The 18,938-nt window shown below is 70.8% G+C and carries 10 protein-coding genes; 4 read left to right on the forward strand and 6 right to left on the reverse strand.

Annotated features, from left to right (window positions below; all coding sequences use genetic code 11):
- Positions 1-1,739 (forward strand): pectate lyase-like domain-containing protein (locus B7L92_RS14645; protein ID WP_107501491.1); only part of this gene is annotated, 1,739 nt, incomplete at its 5' end.
- Between the two features lie 691 nt (positions 1,740-2,430).
- Here B7L92_RS14645 and rbsK read toward each other — a convergent pair.
- On the reverse strand, positions 2,431-3,330 hold the full coding sequence (gene rbsK, locus B7L92_RS14650) for a ribokinase (RefSeq protein ID WP_081237908.1): 900 nt from the start codon (positions 3,328-3,330) through the stop codon (positions 2,431-2,433).
- Positions 3,327-4,355, reverse strand: a complete 1,029-nt coding sequence (locus tag B7L92_RS14655; protein ID WP_255310960.1) for a LacI family DNA-binding transcriptional regulator — start codon at positions 4,353-4,355, stop codon at positions 3,327-3,329. Before B7L92_RS14655 ends, rbsK begins: the two co-directional genes overlap by 4 nt.
- 415 nt (positions 4,356-4,770) lie before the next feature.
- Here B7L92_RS14655 and uriH point away from each other — a divergent pair, with 415 nt between their 5' ends.
- The 3 genes from uriH to B7L92_RS14670 all read left to right on the forward strand — a co-directional run bounded on the left by uriH (position 4,771) and on the right by B7L92_RS14670 (position 8,916).
- Positions 4,771-5,718, forward strand: coding sequence for a uridine-preferring nucleoside hydrolase UriH (gene uriH, locus B7L92_RS14660; RefSeq protein WP_026084720.1), 948 nt, complete (start codon positions 4,771-4,773; stop codon positions 5,716-5,718).
- Positions 5,715-7,157 (forward strand): uridine transporter UriT, encoded by a 1,443-nt coding sequence (gene uriT / locus B7L92_RS14665; RefSeq protein WP_081237912.1) that lies wholly within the window; start codon positions 5,715-5,717, stop codon positions 7,155-7,157. The genes uriH and uriT overlap by 4 nt, the downstream gene beginning before the upstream one ends.
- Positions 7,158-7,503: 346 nt before the next feature.
- Positions 7,504-8,916 carry an MFS transporter gene (locus B7L92_RS14670; protein ID WP_081237914.1) on the forward strand — a complete coding sequence of 471 codons (1,413 nt, stop codon included), beginning with the start codon at positions 7,504-7,506 and terminating at the stop codon, positions 8,914-8,916.
- Positions 8,917-9,082: 166 nt separating this feature from the next.
- Here B7L92_RS14670 and B7L92_RS14675 read toward each other — a convergent pair whose 3' ends face one another.
- From B7L92_RS14675 to B7L92_RS41590, 4 genes are read right to left on the reverse strand one after another with little or no spacing between them, the layout of a single operon-like run.
- A complete protein-coding gene (locus B7L92_RS14675) occupies positions 9,083-10,843 on the reverse strand; it encodes an Hsp70 family protein (RefSeq protein ID WP_081237915.1) in 1,761 nt (586 codons plus the stop codon).
- Entirely contained in the window at positions 10,840-11,760 is a 921-nt protein-coding gene (locus B7L92_RS14680) for a hypothetical protein (protein WP_143626322.1), read from the reverse strand. Before B7L92_RS14680 ends, B7L92_RS14675 begins: the two co-directional genes overlap by 4 nt.
- A complete protein-coding gene (locus B7L92_RS14685) occupies positions 11,757-13,499 on the reverse strand; it encodes a hypothetical protein (protein ID WP_081237920.1) in 1,743 nt (580 codons plus the stop codon). Before B7L92_RS14685 ends, B7L92_RS14680 begins: the two co-directional genes overlap by 4 nt.
- On the reverse strand, positions 13,499-18,937 hold the full coding sequence (locus B7L92_RS41590) for a DEAD/DEAH box helicase (RefSeq protein WP_218030453.1): 5,439 nt from the start codon (positions 18,935-18,937) through the stop codon (positions 13,499-13,501). Before B7L92_RS41590 ends, B7L92_RS14685 begins: the two co-directional genes overlap by 1 nt.
- Position 18,938: the final 1 nt, after the last annotated feature.

Raw genomic sequence — 18,938 nt, forward strand, 5'->3', positions numbered from 1 at the left:
TGCTCGGCGCCGCGGCCGCCGCCCCCGTCCTGGCCGGTCTGCCGGCGGTGGCCGCCGCCGCCCCCGCGGCGGGCCGCAAGGGGCCGCGCCTGCTGGAGGGCGGGGGCGACCTCGGCCCCAACGTGATCGTCTTCGACCCGTCCACCCCGGGCATCCAGGCCAAGCTGGACGAGGTGTTCGCCCGGCAGGAGTCGGCGCAGTTCGGCACCGGCCGCTACCAGTTCCTCTTCAAGCCGGGCGCCTACCACGGGCTCAACGCGCAGATCGGCTTCTACACGTCCGTCTCCGGTCTCGGCCTCTCCCCCGACGACACCACCATCCACGGCGACGTGACGGTCGACGCCGGCTGGTTCGACGGCAACGCCACGCAGAACTTCTGGCGTTCGGCGGAGAACCTGGCCCTGGTCCCGGTCAGCGGCACCAACCGCTGGGCGGTCGCCCAGGCGGCCCCCTTCCGCCGGATGCACATCCGCGGCGGACTCAACCTCGCCCCCGCGGGCTACGGTTGGGCGAGCGGCGGCTACATCGCCGACAGCCGGATCGACGGCACGGTCGGCCCGTACTCGCAGCAGCAGTGGTACACCCGGGACAGCTCGGTCGGCGGCTGGACCAACGCCGTGTGGAACATGGTCTTCTCCGGCGTCGAGGGCGCCCCCGCGCAGAGCTTCCCCGACCCGCCGTACACCACGCTCGCCACCACGCCCCTCTCCCGCGAGAAGCCCTTCCTGTACCTCGACGGCGACCGGTACCGCGTCTTCCTGCCCGCGCTGCGGACCAATGCGCGGGGCGTCACCTGGGGCAACGGCACCCCGCGCGGCACCTCGCTGCCGCTGGACCGCTTCTACGTCGCGCGGCCCGGCGACTCGGCGGCCACCCTCAACCAGGCGCTCGAGCAGGGCCTGAACCTGCTGCTCACGCCGGGCATCTACCACGTCGACCGGCCGATCCGGGTGAACCGGCCGAACACGGTCGTCCTGGGCCTCGGCTACGCCACCCTCATCCCCGACAACGGCGCCACCGCCCTGACGGTCGCCGACGTCGACGGCGTACGGCTGGCCGGCTTCCTGATCGACGCCGGGAGGGTCAACTCCCCGGTGCTGCTGGAGGTCGGGCCGCGCGGCTCCTCCCGGAGCCACGCCGCCAACCCCATCACCGTCCAGGACGTCTTCATCCGGATCGGCGGGGCCGGTCCCGGCAAGGCGACCACCAGCATGGTGGTCAACGCCCGGCACACCATCATCGACCACACCTGGGTGTGGCGCGCCGACCACGGCGACGGCGTGGGCTGGGAGACCAACCGCTGCGACTACGGCGTCGTGGTCAACGGCCACGACGTCCTCGCCACCGGCCTGTTCGTCGAGCACTTCAACAAGTACGACGTGCAGTGGAACGGGGAGCGCGGGCGCACGGTCTTCTTCCAGAACGAGAAGGCCTACGACGCCCCGAACCAGGCCGCCATCCAGAACGGCTCCCTCAAGGGGTACGCCGCGTACAAGGTCGGCGACCACGTCACCACCCACGAGGGCTGGGGCATGGGCAGTTACTGCTACTACAACGTCGACCCGACGATCGTCCAGCACCACGGCTTCGCCGCCCCGAACCGGCCCGGGGTGCGCTTCCACCACCTGCTGGTCGTCTCGCTGAGCGGTCACGGGCAGTACGAGTGCGTCATCAACGACACCGGATCGCCGACCTCCGGCACGGAGACCGTGCCGTCGAAGGTGGTGTCCTACCCCTGATCCCGGCGCCCGGGGCGCGCCCCGACCGACGCCGACGGTCGGACGTGCTCCCGGTACCCGCCGGTGGCGGCCCCTCCCGGCTGAGTGCGGGAGGGGCCGCCGTTCCGGCTACCGCGTCGGCTCCGAAGCCGGTGCCGGTGCGTAGCCGGCCGCCCGGGTGGTGAAGGTGCCGCGGCCCGGGTGCGGCCGCGCAGCCGGGTCGCATAGCCGAACAGTTCGGCCAGGGGCACGGTGGCGGCTTCGACCGCGCGGACGTACTCCTGCGGCACGCGCCCGCCGGCGACCGCCGAGCGGACTTCCCTCACCCCCATCGAACGCGCGGCCCGGCGTGGGGCGGCGCCTGTCGTGCGGTGAGTGCGAGGAGGAACGAGGAGGCGGAGCCACGCGGTGTCCGCGCGCCTGCGCCGTGACCCGTGGGTCATGGAGATGGGCCACGGGTCGTGGTGGGTACGGACCGTGGGGCGCGGCCCGTGGCCCGTGGCCGCGTGATCCCCCCGTCACGGCGGGCGCGGGGCGCGGGCCGCGGCCTTCGCCACCGGCGGTCGCACGTCCCGCCCGTGCGGCACGCGGCGCCCGTTCCGGCGCCGGGCGGGTGCCTGGCGCTCCGGCGCGGACTCACCGCCTCATGTCCCTCATGTCCCGCCCGGCCCCTGCCCCATCGGGGCGCCCGGGACCCGGGCGGGGCGGTGGCTCAGCTCTGCCGGGCGAGGAAGGCCTCGACCTCGTCCCGACGGGCGAGCGAGGGCTGGGCTCCCGCTCGCGTGGTGCTGATCGCCGCGGCGGCGCAGGCCCAGCGAGCGGACTGCTCGAGGGTGCGGCCCTCCGCGAGGGCGACGGCGAGCGCTCCGCAGAAGGAGTCGCCGGCGGCCGTGGTGTCCACGGGGCGGACCCTGAAGGCCGGGACGTGCAGGTGCGCGGTGCCTTCGAGGAGGAGCACCCCGTCGCCGCCGAGCGTGACGATGACCGCGCCGGCCCCGGTCAGTTTGCGGGCCGCGGCGACGACGTCCTCGATCGTCTCCGGCACGCGCGTGCCGGAGAGGGCCGCCAGTTCCGTGCGGTTGGGGACCAGCACGTCGACGTGGGGCGGGGGGACGGCGCCGGCGACGGCGGGGGCCGGGTTGTGCAGCACGATGCCGCCGGCCAGCCGGGCGGCGGCGTGGTTGGCCTCGTCCGGGACCTCCTGCTGGAGGACAGTGACGGCCGCCCGCCGCAGCAGGGCGGCGGCGTCCTCGCAATCGGCGGCGCCCAGGCGGCCGTTGGCGCCGGGGCTGACGATGATGGTGTTCTCGCCCGCCGGGTCGACGGCGATCAGGGCGCGGCCGGTGGCCACGTCCGGGGTGCGGGTGATGTGCGTGGTGTCCACGCCCTCCTGCCGGACGGCGCCGAGCATGACGTCGGCCGCGTCGTCCTCGCCGACCCGGCCGACGAAGGCGACGTTCCCGCCGAGCCGGGCGGCGGCGACCGCCTGGTTGGCGCCCTTGCCGCCGGGGTGCTGGGCGATGTCACCGCCGAGGACCGTCTCGCCCGGCACCGGATGGTGGGGAACCGGTGCGACGAGGTCCAGGTTGAGGCTTCCGACGACTGCGATCACTGGTCTTCCTCTGGGGTGGGGGTACTGCCGGCGTCCTGGGCCGAGGGGGCGCGGGGTGCGCTGGAGGCGCGGACGACGAGTTCGGGGGCGAGACGGACGGACCGTCGTGGACCGTCCGTCTGCCCGGCCAGTCGGCTGCCGAGCAACTGTGCTGCTTCGGCGGCCAGTTCGCGCACGGGCTGACGGACGGTGGTCAGGGCCGGGTCGGCGAGGCCCGCCATGGGGATGTCGTCGAAGCCGGTGACGGCTATCTCGCCCGGGACGTCCACGCCGAGCTGCCGCAGCCGTTGCAGCGCGCCGACCGCGATGAGGTCGTTGGCGCAGACGACGGCGTCCGGCCGGAAGGGCAGGATCCGGTCCACCGCGGCCCGTCCCCATTCCAGCGAGAAGTCGCCGAGTTCGACGCGGCCGGGTGCCTCCGGGTCCAGGGAAGCGGCCCCCGCCTCGTACGCGGCGAGCCGCTCGACCGCCGCCGTGTCGCACCCGCTCGCGCCCACGAAGCAGACACGGCGGCGACCGGTGGCGGCCAGGTGCTCCAGGACGAGCGCCATTCCGGAGGCGTTGTCGGTGGCGACCAGGTCGGCCACGCCGGTACCGCACCCGCGGTCCAGCAGCACCATCGGCACGCGGGCCGCCGCCGTCGCCACCGCGTCCCGGCTGTGCTTCTCGTCGACGGGGATGACCAGCAGGGCGTCGACCTGCCGGTCCAGCAGGGCGGTGATCCGGGCCGCCTCGGTCGTCGGGTCGTCGTTGCAGTCGGCGAGCAGCAGGGCGCGGCCCTCGGCGTGCAGGGCGTGCTCCACCTCCCTTACGAGGGAGGGGAAGAAGGGATTGGTGATCTGCGGCAGGACGAGGCCGATGGTGCCGGTGGAGCGGCTGCGCAGGGCGCGTGCGACCTGGTTGGGCCGGTAACCGAGCCTCTCGGCCGCCTCCTTCACCCTCAGGGCGATCTCGGGCCCGACCGGGCGGGTTCCGCCCAGCACCCGGGACACCGTGGCGACGGAGCAGCCCGACGCGCGAGCCACCTCTTTCAGTGTGACCTCAGTCACAGTCAGGCCCCCTTCACTCGGTCCGACTTCGCTTCCCTCGACTCGATCGCCCCTCACAAAGGAAGCTGTCTCCCGGGATGTTTCGGCAAACGTTATCACCTGTCAACCACGCAGCCCCGGCTTGTCAACATCGCACTGTGACCTGTTCCTCGTTGACAACAGCGGATTAATGAGAAATTTTTCTGGAGAACGATTTCCCAGGCGTTTCCAGGGAGATGCGCAGTGTTCACCCGGTCGTCGTGACAGCCGACCGTCCCGTGTCCCCGGCGTGCTCCCGGTGACGCAGACACCACCGCCGGCAGGTGAGCCGGCCCGTCCTCCGGCAGCAGCCCTCCCGCGGCGCTCCAGAGATCCACCACCACCGTCCCGCCAGAGCAAGGGGGCTCTTCCGATGGCCAAGAAAATAATTCTCGACTGTGACCCCGGACACGACGACGCCATCGCGATGCTGTTGGCACACGGCAACCCCGACATCGAACTGGTCGCCGTCACGACCGTGGTCGGCAATCAGACGCTGGAGAAGGTGACCCGCAACGCCCTGTCCGTGGCGCGCATCGCCGGGATCACCGGCGTCCCCTTCGCCGCCGGCTGCCCGCGGCCGCTGGTGCGGGCCATCGAGACGGCACCGGACATCCACGGCGAGACCGGTCTGGACGGGCCGGTGCTGCCCGAGCCGACGCTGGAGCTGGACCGCCGGCACGCCGTCGACCTCATCATCGACACGGTGATGTCGCACGAGCCCGGCGAGATCACCATCGTCCCGACGGCGGGGCTGACCAACATCGCCCTCGCCGCGCGCAAGGAGCCCCGCATCGTCGAGCGGGTCCGCGAGGTCGTCCTGATGGGCGGCGGCTACCACGAGGGCAACTGGAGCGCGGTCGCCGAGTTCAACATCATCATCGACCCCGAGGCCGCCCACATCGTCTTCAACGAGAGCTGGCCGGTCACCATGGTCGGTCTCGACCTGACCCACCAGGCCCTCGCGACGCCCGAGGTCGCCGAGAAGATCGCCGCGGTCGGCACCAAGCCCGCCAAGTTCGTCGGCGAACTGCTGGACTTCTTCGGCGCCACCTACAAGGAGGCGCAGGGCTTCGAGCACCCGCCCGTGCACGACCCGTGCGCGGTCGCGTACGTGATCGACCCCTCCGTCATGACGGTGCGCAAGGCTCCCGTGGACGTCGAGCTCACCGGCGGCCTGACCCTGGGCATGACCGTGACGGACTTCCGTGCCCCGGCCCCGGCCGACTGCCACACCCAGGTCGCGGTCGAGCTCGACCGCGAGCGGTTCTGGGACCTCGTGGTGGACGCCCTCGAGCGGATCGGCGACGTCGAGGCATGAGCGCACCCACCACCGTGAACCGGCCCGGCGAGGCATCGGGCCGCCGCACGACCCGGGTGGGCGTGCTGATGGTCGCACTGCTCGCGGCCTGTTTCGCCTTCCAGCTCAACGCGAGCATGCTCAGCCCCGCGCTGAAGAACATCGAGGAGAGCTTCGGGGCCAGCTCGGCCGAGATCGGGCTCACCCAGACCGCGTTCTTCACCTCGGCGGCCCTGTTCTCGCTCTTCCTGCCGCGGCTGGGCGACGTCATCGGTCGGCGCAAGGTCCTGGCGGGCATGCTGGCCCTGATGGCCGTCGGCTGCGTCGTCGCCGCACTGGCGCCGAGCGTGCCCGTGCTGTTCGTCGGCCGCATCATCCAGGGCGTGTCCGGCCCGGTCGTCCCCCTCTGCCTGATCATGCTGCGGCAGGAGGTGACCGAACCGAAGAAGTACGGCACCCTCCTGGGCGTGATCACCGCCGTCAACGGCGGCATCGCCGGTGTCGACGCCCTCGCCGGGGGCTACCTCGCCGACAACTACGGCTTCCGCTCGGTCTTCTGGACGATGGCCGTCGTGGCGGTCCTCGCCACCGTGATGGTCGCCACCCTGACCCCCGAGACCAAGGCTCCCGCCGCGGACCGGATGGACTGGCCGGGCGTCGCGCTCCTCGTCGTGTCCGTCGGTGCGCTGCTCACCGCGCTGAACGAGGCCGGCAAGCTCGCCGACGCGAACTGGCCCCTCGTCGCCGTCCTCCTCGTCGTCGGCGCGATCGCCTTCGTCCTGTTCTGGCGGACCGAGGACCGCAGCACGCACCCGCTGGTCGCCACCCGGCACCTGAAGCAGCGCTCGACCTGGGCGACCCTGCTGACCACCCTGCTCACCATGACGGGCGTGTTCGCCGTCATGAACGGACTGATCCCGGCACTCGCCCAGGACGGGAACGCCGGGCTCGGCATGGGCGCCGAGCAGTCCGCGTGGTGGACCCTCACCCCGTACGCCCTGGCCGGTCTGGCCATGGGGCCCCTCGCCGGCCGGCTGGCCGCCACCTTCGGGTACGGCCGCATCCTGCGGCTGGGGCTGATCGGGGCCGTGGCGGGCGTGCTCCTGATGATCCTCACGGTCGACTCCCAGTCCCGCGCCCTGCTGCTGCTGACCTCGATCCTGGTCGGCATCGCCTACGCGGGTGTGGCGAACATCGTGCTCAACGGGCTCGGCATCGTCCTGTCCCCCAAGGAGAACCCGGGCTTCCTGCCCGGCCTGAACGCGGGGGCGTTCAACCTCGGTGCCGGTCTCAGCTTCGCGGTGCTGTACGCGGTCAAGACCGCGGCCCTGCCGGACGACCCCACGTCGCCCGCCGACTACACCGCCGGCATGATCGCCGGAGTGGTCATCCTGGCCGCCGCCTTCGCGACGTCCTTCATGATCCCGAAGCCGGTGGAGGCCGAGGCGCGCGACGACTGAGTCAGCCCTTCCGGTACCGCCGCGACCCGGCGGCGGTCCGGTCCGGCGACCTGACGACGGCCTGCGGCACGGACCCGNNTCCGTGCCGCAGGCCGTTCGCCGTTCGCCCTCCGGGAGCCCGTTCCCGCGGTCGGCCCACGGTCGGCCCGCGTGCGCTCACAGCGCTCGACACCTCGAACTCGTCCCACATCTTGATACGCGTCGACTGATGAGTGAGATGTCTGGGAACCTTGAATTGCCTGTACCGTACATGCGGCTTTCCTCCGGGAAGGTGCCTGCTGTCGGGCGGGCCGTCGGCGGTACACCGCCGGCGTCTGTTCTCCGCCCTCGTGCGAAAGACCGAGAAATGCCCGCACCAGCCACCAGCCCAGCCCCGGCGCCCGCCAACTCGCGGTCCCGTGTCCTCGTCGCGAGCCTCATCGGCACGACGATCGAGTTCTACGACTTCTACATCTACGCGACCGCCGCCGTCCTGGTCTTCCCCACGCTCTTCTTCCCGAACAGCGACCCGACCACCGCGCTGCTGTCGTCCTTCGCGGTGTTCGGCGCCGCCATGGTCGCCCGTCCGATCGGCGCCGTCGTCTTCGGACACCTCGGCGACCGGCTCGGCCGCAAGGGCACGCTGGTGGCCTCGCTCCTCACCATGGGCATCGCCACGTTCCTCATCGGCGTGCTGCCCACCTACGAGCAGGCCGGCTGGATCGCGACCGCGCTGCTGGTGCTGATGCGACTCGCCCAGGGCTTCGCGCTGGGCGGTGAGTGGAGCGGCGCCGCGCTGGTCGCCACGGAGAACGCCCCGAAGAACAAGCGCGCCCTCTACGGCACGTTCCCGCAGCTGGGCGCCCCGCTCGGCTTCATCATCGGCAACGGCCTCTTCCTGATCATCGGCGCGCTGCTGCCGTCCGCGGCGGGCGCCGACCCGTCGCAGCCCTCGGAGGCCTTCCTGAGCTGGGGCTGGCGCATCCCGTTCCTGTTCTCGGCCGTCATGGTCGTGATCGGCCTGTGGGTGCGGATGCGTCTGGTGGAGGCGCCGGTCTTCGCCAAGACCCAGGAGGCCGGGCTGGTGCGGAAGCTGCCGCTGGCCACCGTCTTCCGCAGCCACTGGAAGCAGCTGGTCCTCGGCACCTTCTTCATGCTGGCGACGTACGTGCTCTTCTACCTGATGACCACGTTCTCGCTGAGCTACGGCCGTACGCCGGAGGACGCCGCCGTGCCCGGCCTGGGGTACAGCTACACCACCTTCGTCCTGATGATGATCTTCGGGGTGCTGTTCTTCGCCGCGTTCACCCTGGTCTCCGGCCCGCTCGCCGACAAGTACGGCCGTCGCACCACCCTGATCTGGGTCACCGCCGGGATCCTGGTCTTCGGGCTGGTGTGGGTGCCGCTGATCGGCCTGGGCACACTGGGCGTGGTGCTGTGGCTGGTGCTCGGCTTCACGCTGATGGGCATGACCTTCGGCCCGATGGGCGCGCTCCTGCCGGAGCTCTTCCCGACGAGCGTGCGCTACACCGGCTCCGGCATCTCGTACAACGTCAGCTCGATCCTCGGCGCGGCCGTCGCCCCGTTCATCGCGGTGGCCCTGTGGGAGGCCGGCGACGGCTCGCCGTGGCTGGTCGGGGTCTACCTCTCCGCGATGGCGCTGCTGACCCTGGTCTCGCTGCTGATCGGCAAGGAGACCAAGGACGTCGCGCTCGACGAGGGCGAGGCTCCTGCCGCCCCCGGCCGGGACGAGGCCTCCGCCGCCCCCGCGGCCCGCTGAACCGTCCAGCGCCCGACACATCGCGGCCCCCTTCCCCCCGTCCGGGAGTGGAAGGGGGCCGCGGCGCTTCCTCGTGAGCTGGCGGCATCGGCTGCCGACACCTGCCGCAGCAGTGGAGCGAGCCACTGGCGCACCCGGGGATTGCGCGCCCGAGTCCGGAGGAGGGTCAGAGTCCCCCCGTCACCACTCCCTGCGGCTCGCCGTTGACCGTTACCGCAGGGTCGGCCTCCACCACGCGCACGGACAGGTCGATCGGTGCGGGGCGGGCGTTGGCCGTTTCGGCTGCCGAAAGGTGTCGGACATTGGAGGAGCCGTCGGCGAACGGGCGGACGGTGTGGGCCAAGAGGCGGGTCAGCTCATCGTCGAGGCCGTGCTGCAGCGGTGTGCCGTCGGGGCCGAAGGAGTCAATCTCCCGCTCGGCAAGCACCACGCCGGTCTCCGCGTGGGTGGCGGTGAAGCGCAGGATGCCGCTCTCGTTGTAGCGGAACTTGATCTCGATCTTGTTCCGGCGGATGTCCTGTTCCCGGGTCGGAAGATGTACCTCGATGTTGGCCAGGGGGAAGGCACGGTCGCTGTCCGCCGGGTAACCGACCTCGCCCTCGATCACCGGCACGCGCACGAATGAGGCGCCCGGCGTGTCCGGGTAGAAGTTGGCCGAACCCTCCGCGGGGAGCGTGGCGTTGCGTCGGATGATGGCGCGGAAGCCCTTCTGTTCGCCCGCGCTCACGGCCGTTCCCAGGTCATAGCTGGTCACCAGGGAGAAGTCGCTGTCGTCGCCGAGTTCGCCGTCGAGGGAGGCCGCGTAGACGGCCGCGCCTCGGGCGACGGCGGTCATGGGCCGGCACAGGCCGCTGTCGACGATGCGGTCGTGGCCGAGGAGTTCGCCCAGGGCGTGACGCACCTGGGGGATCTGCGAGGTGCCGCCGATCATCAGGACGGAGTCGATGTCGTCCGAGGTGATGGCCAGGTCTTCCAGAGCCTGCTGGACCGCCTCCAGTGCGCGGGTGATGAGCGGGGTGATCGCCTCGGTGTACTCGGCCGCGGTGATCCTGACCTCACGCTTCGAGATCGAGGGGGCGAGGCCGACCGGGAGGTCGAAGTAGAGCGCGCCGTCCATCGGCACGGACGACAGGGCGATCTTCGTCAGCTCGACCGACCGGCGCCACCGGCGTCGTTCGGCCTTGGTCAGCCGGTCCGCGGTCAGGCCGATCTTCTGCTGGATCAGCTGGGCCAGTGCGTTGTCGAACTCCAGGCCTCCGAGGGCGGTGATGCCGCGGGAAGTCTGCTCCTCGAAGAGACCGTCGTCGTACTCGAGGACGGTGACGTCGATGGTGCCGCCACCCCAGTCGAAGACGAGGAAACGGCCGGGGATCGGGACGTCGCGAACGTACGAGATCGCAGCCGCGGTGGGCTCGTTGAGCAAGGCCCGAACCTTCACACCGCCGAGCGCTGCCGCGGCACGGGTGCGGTAGCGGGCACCGCCCGTGGCCTTGGCGGGGACGGTGACGACCGCATCGGAGAGGTCGAGCAGCTGGGCGGAGACGCCTTCCTTCATCCGGCTGAAGAGGGAGGCGGCCGCGACCGTGCTGTGGAACTTCTCCGAGCCGACCCAGGCATGGTGCTCCTCGAGCTGTGCTGCGACCTCGAGGCCGTCGATGTCACCGTCCTTCTCGGCACCGGAGCGGGTGCCGAGCATGCGCTTCACGGCGTCGAGCGGCTCACTGGTGCCGGTCTTCGCCTCCCAGCCGAAGCAGAGGGTGCGCTGGAGGTCGCGGACGGACAGCACGGAGGGGAAGAGCTGCTCGAACTCCGACATCTGCCACTGGGCGGGCACGTTGTCGCTGTCGACCGGCAGCACTTCGGTGGTGTGTCCATTCCAGTGGGCCACCACGGAGTTGCTGGTCCCGAAGTCGATACCGAAGGTCATCGCGTTCCCCTTTGCTTCATCTGGCGGCCCCTGTTACCTCCAGAGCGGGGACGTGACCCGCCGTTTCGCCGCCCATCGCCTCTGTGCTGCTGTTTTTCGGGTTCCTGCCCCCGGTGTGGCTTCTTCCTCTCCTGCCGGACAGGAGCCTCCTTCTCCGGCTTGTTCTTATTCACTTCTGCATGGTTCGCCCTGCGTTTCTGCCCCGGTTTCATCTTGCTGGGCCCGGGCGAAGGCTTGGGGGACGGTGCCTCCGCGATTGCTCGCAGCCAGCCACGTTCGACGAGCTTCCCGGACTCCTTGTCGACGTAGGCCGGCGCGACAAGTTCCAGGGTGACCGGGCCCTTCTTCATCACGCCGGGCTGGTCCTCCACGACGTTGAACAGCGACTGATCGCCGGTGTCACCGACGATCTGCAGGCCCGCCTTCGCCGCCTCGTGGTCGAGGCGGGCCAGCACCACCTTCAAAGCCTTCGCGTCCAGCGCCTGCCGGTGCAGGACGGCCAGCTGGGCCAAGTGCATCTGGCGCGTGCGGATACTCTCCAGCACACCCTTGCGCACTGCTTCGGTGAACTGGGGAAGCACTCGGCGCATCAGCTCAGCCCTGAAGGCGGAGACCAGATCGGCCTCGGTCTCCTTGTCGGCCAGAACTGCGCCCAGTTTCTCCGTCGCCTCTTCCAACTCCTTCTCCACCACGGGCAGGAGTGTCTCGTTGACCGACTTCAGGATCGCGGCGGCGTCCAGGGCCCCCGGGGTGAACTCGGGCAGGTGGCTCTCGGTGAACCGCCAGGGCGCTGTTTCAGCCGCCCTGCGCTCACCACGATTCCGCACGCTTCCGTTGTTCGGCCCACGTCCCTGTTTCTGTCGGGATCCGTCGCGGTGGCCAGAACCGCTGTCGCCTTTACCGGCTCCGTTGCTCACGATGTGCTGCTCTCTGGGTCTTCAAGGGCTGCGGTGTCTTCGGCAGCCGGGGAAAGGCGTTCCGTCGCCCTGGTGATTATTTCTCGGGCCGCCTCCGTGCGGGACCACGCGCGGTCGCTGTCCGTGGGCGGCTCGGTGAGCCTCTGCAGAGGCTCGGGCGGGAGTTCCAGCCGGTGGCTCGTGCCGGTGGGGTCCTCCCAGCGGTGCGGGACGAGCGGGACGGCGAACCGGGGTACTTCCTGCTGCTCGCGCTCGGCCTTCTCGATCATGTCCTTGGCGCGGTTGATCCGGACGCGGCCACTGTCGTCGAGCTCCTTCCTCAGGGCTCGCCAGGCCTTCTTCCAGTCGCCCGCCCCATCGGGCACGCCGAGCACCATATACGGGTTGAGCGGCTGGTCGCGTTCTCCGCGAGGTCGGTCCTCCAGGAAGCTCCGGTTCTTCCGCAGCGTGGCCACGGCACCTCCGCCGAGCTGGTCCCGCACCGGGGGACGGCCTTCGGCGTCCTGCTCCAAGAATTCGAGGGATTCCGTGACCTCCTGGCCGGCGCGCAGGTAGGCCTGGACGTTCTGGGCCTCCCAGCGAACCGGCTGCGAATGGTGCCGGAGCCTCACGGCCATGGTGAGCGCCGCCCTCCTCCGCTGTTCCGCCGTCTCGTCGTCGCCGTGGAGGAGGGCACGGTGCATCTGCCGCACGGCCCTGATCAGGGTCCGCACGCCGATCCAGCCGTTGAACCTCTTGTTGCTCGGGCTGCGCACGCCGGGGTGGATCCGCTCCAGGAGGGTCCACAGCCGCTCGTCGGCGACGAGGTCGTCCGGGACCTCTCCGGTCCGCCGCACCTCGCGCAGGGCGTCGAGGAGCTTTTGTGTCGGCGGCAGGAGGTCGGTCCACTCCTCGGCGATGGCCTTGGCGTCGTCGGCCTGCAGTCTCACCAGCAGACGCCAGTCCTCCGGCCAGTCACGGCCGGGTTCCGTTCCCGGGCCGGCCTCCCGGCGCTCCCGTTCCAGCGGCCAGCCCAACAGGTCCATCTCTTCGTCGGTGAGGGACGCCGGGTCCAGGCGGGCGCGGAAGTAGGCGGCACGGGAGGTGCCGTCGCGCTCGGGGACCGCGCCGATCCACTCCTCGTCGATGTAGTCGTCGAGAAGCGGTCGGGGAAGCTTCGCCAGGAGCGCCCTCTGCCGAGGGGCCGACAGGTTGGTCTCCGTCAGGCGACGGTCGTCCTGGTAGATCTGCCACATGCTGCCCGGCTCACCCAGGAGCGGCAGCGGCTTGTCCTCCAGCAGGGCGCGGGCGCGTTCGTCGAACCGGCCGTTGAAGACGTCCAGCCCGTGGTCCTGTGCCATGACGAGCAGGGAGACGCCCGTGACCGGGTCGTCCTGCCGGGACGCCACATCGGCCGCGGCCCGCGCCAGCTGCTGTGCGGAAAGCGTTCCGGTCTCCGCCCTCAATGCGTCAGGCAGCATGAGCTCGGCGAAGGAACGGGCGCGCTCCCAGGTCTCCCGGTCGGTGAATCCCTCGGGGACCGGCTGGGGCACAACCGGGTCCGGCTCCGGTTGCTTCTGCGGCGGAACGACCGGAGCAGGGCTGCCGGCGGCTTCCGCGACCTGCGGAGCTTTCCCAACAGTCCGGCCCTGGGCGCGGGCCTGGCGGAGGGCGAGGCGGCGGGCGATCTCGCGCTGCCGCAGCTCCTCCAGGCGGGCCTGCTCGTCCTGGCCCGCTCCCAGCGGGATTCCTGCCGTCATCAGAGCTCCTCCGCGAAGATGTGCACCTGCTCGATCACCGCGGCAGGGGTCCGGTCCAGGCTGTAGGAGTCGGCGAAGGCGATCCTGGTGGCGAGACCACCGGCACGAACCTCGTGCCGCAGGGCCTGGAGCCGGTCGTTCCCGCATTTGTCGGTGGCGGACTCCAGCGGATGCTTGACGGCGACCGCGACGGGCTCGCCGGTGAAGTCCGAGGTGAAGAGCGCCACCGGTCCGGCGGCGGTCTCCTTCAGGCTGACGTCGGGCTCCTCGTCCGCCCATCCCTTCAGCAGGACGGCGTGCTCGTCCGGGTCGATCCGCAGTTTCCGGCCGCGCAGGGCGTCGGTCAGGTCACGGGCGAGCCGCCAGTCGTACAGCGGGTGGAGGCGCATGTTGGAGTAGTCGCGCAGGCAGGCGTAGCAGGAGCTGCGGCAGTTCCGCGCGTGGTGGTCGGCCTCCAGGTCGTGCACGTAGTGGTCGACCGCTCGGAGGAACTCCTCGATGTGTTCCTCCGAGCCGAGGTGGGTGCTGAAGCCAGCGCCGTTGTCGAGGCTGTCCGCCAGGTAGGCCATGACGGGAGCGGCCACCGGGGCGTCCGAGCCGTGGATGCCGCTGAGGAGTTCCTCCGGCTGCACGTCCAGGTGCGGGGCGGCGGCGCGGCGCAGCAGGGCTGCCAGCGAGTACCAGGCGGCGCGCCGACCGTGGTAGGCCTCGGGGAAGCCGTCGATCTGCTGGGACTTCGAGATGTCGAAGCGCAGGCCCCGGTTCGTGTCGAGGGCGCCCTTGGCCCCGACGAAGAGCATGTCGGTGTGCTGGGTGGCGCCGAGGGCGATCTCCAAGTCGGCTTCCGCCTTGGGATTGTCCAAGGCGAGGTATCCGCGCCACGGGCCGGTGTTCTTGGTGAACCGGAAGAGCTTTCCGGCGTTGGTGTTGACGATGTAGCGGTCGCCGCTGCCGGTATGGACGACCATCCAGTCGTCGGCGGCACGGTGGATGCGCGGGGCGGTCTTCTCCAGGTCGGTGGCGGTTCGTGCGCTGGTGGCGTTGGAGCCGAGTTCCCGGTAGCCGTCGTAGTCCCGTGCTTCACGGGCGGCCCGGAAGCCCGCGGGTTCCCGGAAGGGGACGGCCTTGTAGTACTTGCTCTCGGCACCGCAGGCGGGGCAGGTGCCGGCGCTCCCGGTTTCCGGGTCGACGACGGCCTGCGGGTCCACATGGGAGCAGATCCGGCACATGGCGACCAACTGTTCCGGTCCGAAAGGTTCTTCGGCGGCCTGTACTCCTCGTCCGCTCGGTACGAGGGAGACCACTCCGTTGGAGCGGAGCAGACGGCCGTCCTGCGGGGTTTCGCTGCCCGGTGCGAACTTGCTGAGAGCGACGGCCAGGTCACGGTTGACGGAGTCGGCCGGCGGCCAGGGGAAGGTTTTCTGCGGAATGCTCCGGTAGAGGAGGCGGGAGCGGGTCGGGAAGCCGAACATGGGCAGGAGACCCGCCTCTGCCAGACGCTGGCTGAGGTCGGGGTGGCCGACCGTCCGGGCTGCCACCTCGTCGACCTGGTCGAGGAGTTCGTCGACGGCGGCCACCGGGTCGATGGCGGCGATGCTCTCCGGTGTTCCGGCCTGGAAGGCGGTGGCAGCGGCTCTGACGCGGTCCGGGTGCTCGGCGATCCAGCGGCGGACTGCACCGCGATGCGTCGGCCAGTCGGCAGCGAGGCCGAACTGTCCGTGCACATTGGTCGTCATGTCCGGCCCCTTCCGACGGTCCTCCGGCTGCAGGGGCTCGAAGGCCTGGCGCAGGACCTCTCCCAGCAGGACCCGCCGGAAGACGGAGACCATGCCGAGGACCAGGTAGGGCGGCGGGGTCGGGTCGTTGGTGATGGCTTCCGGGCGGGCGAAGTAGTGCTCGTCATGACTGCGGCCGCGGCAGACGGTGAGGGCCACGGCGACCGGGCTGTTGCGTCGACCTGCGCGCCCCACCCGCTGCTGGTAGTTGAAGCGGGTGGGCGGCATGTTGGCCATGATCACGGTGTTGAGGGGGCCGATGTCGACACCGGCCTCCATGGTCGTGGTCACGGAGAGCAGTTCCAAGCCGTCCGCCTGCGGAACGTCGTCATCGCCGAGGAAGACGTCCTGGAAGAGGCTCTGCCGGCGCTGGGCCTCCAGCCGGTCCGTCTGGCCGGTCAGCTCCGCGGTGCGCAGGGGGAAGTCACCGGTGCGGTGGGCGGCCTTCCACGCGTAGTAGTCGTCCTCGAGGACTCCGCTGTACTGCTCGGGCACGGTGGGCAGCGGGGTCAGGCACTTGGTGCACAGCCCCGCGCCCGGGTGAAGGTGCGGCCGGTGGCAGGAACGGCACGTCCAGGTCTTGTTCTCGCCGGGACGGAGCGCCACTTTCTCCGGTTTGATGACGTAGTCGACCACGGCGTCCTTCCAGGCGCCGAGCACCCGGTCCTCGATCGTCCGCACATCGGTGCCCTGGCGTTCGGCGATCTGCTTCCAGAAACGCTTCAGAGGTGCGGGCGGCCCCTGCAGAGAGGCACGTATCCGGGTGAAGCGCCGCATCAGGCCGAGGATCCGCAGACTGGCACGCGCCACGGCCTGGTCGCTGTCCGGGCCGGTCTCCAGGGGCGAGCGGTCGTCGCGCAGGCAGAGCCAGCCGAGTCCGAGCGATTCGAAGTCACGGCCGCCGCCGGAGAAGAGGCTTCCGATGGTCTCGAGGCGGAGGCGGGAGCGGATGCGGTTGAGGAGTTCCTCCTGTGCCTGGGTGTCCACCACCGCTTCCCGGTCCCGCTCCCAGTTGTAGAGCGCGGTCCAGGGCTGTCCGGCCGAGGTCTGCTGGAGCGAGGCCGCGGGACCGGCGGGGTTGGTGCCGTACGTCAGCAGCATGCCTTCGAGGTCGGAGGCGAGGTCGTCCAGGGAGGGCAGTTCGGAGAACTTCCGCTCCAGGTCGGGCAGGAGGTCCGGCTCCGCGTCGAGGTCATCGGCGAGGATCGCCTTCAGGCGCCCCCAGTCCGCCGGGTTGCGGTCCCGCAGCCGTTCCATGGCGGCACGGGCGCCGGCACGATCGACGGCTTCCCCGGCGTAGTGGGCCTTCACCAGCTGAAGGTCTCCGAACGGATCCCCCTGGTTCTCGACAGCCTGGGCGCTGAGCAGGCGGAGAAGGTCCTGGTGGTGGCGGAGGGCAAGACCACTGGCGAGCTCGGAGGCGTCGTCACGGCTGTCGGAGAAGGCGATCGCCTTGCGTCGGCCGTCGGGAAGGTGGCCGAGGGCTTCGGTCACCAGCACCTGGTTGATCTTGTAGAAACCGGTGCGCATCCGCCGGACCGGCGCATTGCGCAGCCTGTCGGGGGATTCCAGCGGGATGAAACGGCCGTCCCTGTCGTACTTGATCTCCCAGTCGTCGCCGCAGGCGGGGCAGCGGGTGGGGAAGGCCTGGAGCCGGGCCGGGTCGTGGGCCGGCTTCTTGCCCTCCTTGTCCAGGGGTACGGAGATGTGGAACGACCAGCCGGTGTGCTGGACGTCCCGGTTCTCCAGGCGGCCGGTGGCGGGCTGGTAGGCGCTGCGGCGGAACTCGAACCCGACCTGCGGCCCGCCGTCGGACAGGCCCGCGTGCCAGCCGGGATCGTCGAGGCCGAGGCCCTTGGTGCGCGGCCAGTACACGACGTAGTTCGCCGCCGTGGGTGCGCCGCTGGCCTCGTCGGGGAGCAGGTCCAGATCCGGGAAGTCGGTGTGGAGGGCACCGGTGAACCTGCGCTGCTGGGTGTCCTTGGGGCTGGCGTACCCGCCGAGCATGAGGTCGCCGCAGGCCTGGCAGGAGAGGAGCTCCAGGACGCGGGCGCCGCAGGTACAGCGGGAGGTGGGTTCGGCGAAGAGCCGGCCGACCCGGCGTTCGGGGCCGTGTTCCACGGAGATGTGGGGGCAGTTCGGGTCGGAGCAGGCCCAGATGCCTTCGATGTTCCGGAAGAAGAAGTGCGCGCGGAGCTGGGGGAGTTCGGGGTCCTGGGCGGAGCCGAGTACGCGCAGCACGCCGTGGAGGGCGTCCTGGCGCTGTTGCTCGTGGGCGTCCGGGAAGAGGTTCTTCGCCAGTTCGGGGGCGGGCAGGGCACGGGGCTTGCCGCCGGGGGTGAGTGCGCGCTGGAGCGCCGGGCCGAGGCCGGTCTCCCGGGCCAGGGCGACGGCTTCGTCCTGGGCGACGGGGACCGTCGCGGCCTGCGCGAGGCGTTCGGTGTGGGCGGCCAGGTCGCCCCCGCCTCGGATCTCCTTCGCCTTTCCGGGGATGATTACGCGCCGGGAGCCGGGCAGGGCGAAGAACCCGTCGAGGAAATCATCGTCCCGGCCGGCCTCCAGGGAAGCGGAGGCGGCGAGCACACGCAGCTTCTCGGGGTTCTTGTCGAGGCCGAGGCGGTGGCGGAGGTTGCGCAGCAGGTAGGCCACCTCGGTGCCGGCCGTGCCACGGTACATGTGGAGCTCGTCGAGGATCAGGGTGAAACGGGCGCCGGGGGTCTCCTCCAGCCACTTCCTCGTGGCGCTGAAGATGTGCTCCTCCTGCTTGCGGAGCAGCATGATGTTCAGCATCGAGTAGTTGGTGACCATGATGTCCGGCGGCGCGGCCTGCATGTCCCAGCGGGCGTGCATCTCCGCTCCGCCGAGGCGCGGGATGAAGGGCCGCAGCTCCTCGTCGAGCTTCTCGTCGGCCTTGCGCTGCCGTTCCTGGACCTCCCGCAAGTACTGCCGGAGCCGGAAGTTCGCCGGCTCGGAATCGCGGCTGCCGGAGACGGGGGTGGCTCCGGTGTAGCGGCCGAAGTAGAAGCGGTGTCCGTTGCGCTTGCGGTCCAGCCATGCGTGGGCCTCGCGGCTGTCCAGCGACTTCCGGAGCCGGACCAGTTGGTCGTCGGCGAGGGCGTTGGTGGGGTAGAGGATCAGCACGCGCACGGCAGCGGGGTGCCCGTGCTCGCTCTGTCGGCTGGGCATGTAGTCGCCGTCTGCCTGCCACCATTCCCGCTGCACCGCACGGGTGCCCTGCCAGTGGGCGGACTCGGCGACCAGGTCGGCGAGGACCGGCAGCAGGAAGGACTCCGTCTTGCCGGAACCGGTGCCCGCGGTGACCACGAAGTCCTTGCCCGCGCAGGCGGCGACCAGGGCGTCGTGCTGGTGCTGGTAGAGGCTGGTCACGCCGTCGGGGAGGGTGAAGCGGGCGAACTCGGCCGCATCGGGGTGCGCCCCTGCTTCGGCGAAGGACTCCGCGATGCCGACGCCCCGGGAGGCGTACTGCGGGCGCAGCTCGATCAGCGGGTCGCGCCAGGCCCCGTTGTCCCGGTCCAGGAGGTTGCGTCGTTCCTCCATGACGGAACGGTCGTCGACGCTGAACGGGGTGTCGTAGTAGCGGAAGAGTGCGCTGCGCAGGTCGTCGAACGTGCCCATGACGTCCTGGACATCGGTGTCCGTCATC

The sequence above is a fragment of the Streptomyces viridosporus genome (assembly GCF_002078235.1).
Lineage (GTDB): Bacteria > Actinomycetota > Actinomycetes > Streptomycetales > Streptomycetaceae > Streptomyces > Streptomyces viridosporus.

Excerpts from the sequence above, each read along its gene's own strand:
- uriH (WP_026084720.1), top strand. The coding sequence starts at position 4,771 with ATGGCCAAGAAAATAATTCTCGACTGTGACCCCGGACACGACGACGCC.
- uriT (WP_081237912.1), top strand. The coding sequence starts at position 5,715 with ATGAGCGCACCCACCACCGTGAACCGGCCCGGCGAGGCATCGGGCCGC.
- B7L92_RS14670 (WP_081237914.1), top strand. The coding sequence starts at position 7,504 with ATGCCCGCACCAGCCACCAGCCCAGCCCCGGCGCCCGCCAACTCGCGG.
- B7L92_RS14675 (WP_081237915.1), bottom strand. The coding sequence starts at position 10,843 with ATGACCTTCGGTATCGACTTCGGGACCAGCAACTCCGTGGTGGCCCAC.
- B7L92_RS14685 (WP_081237920.1), bottom strand. The coding sequence starts at position 13,499 with ATGACGGCAGGAATCCCGCTGGGAGCGGGCCAGGACGAGCAGGCCCGC.
- B7L92_RS41590 (WP_218030453.1), bottom strand. The coding sequence starts at position 18,937 with ATGACGGACACCGATGTCCAGGACGTCATGGGCACGTTCGACGACCTG.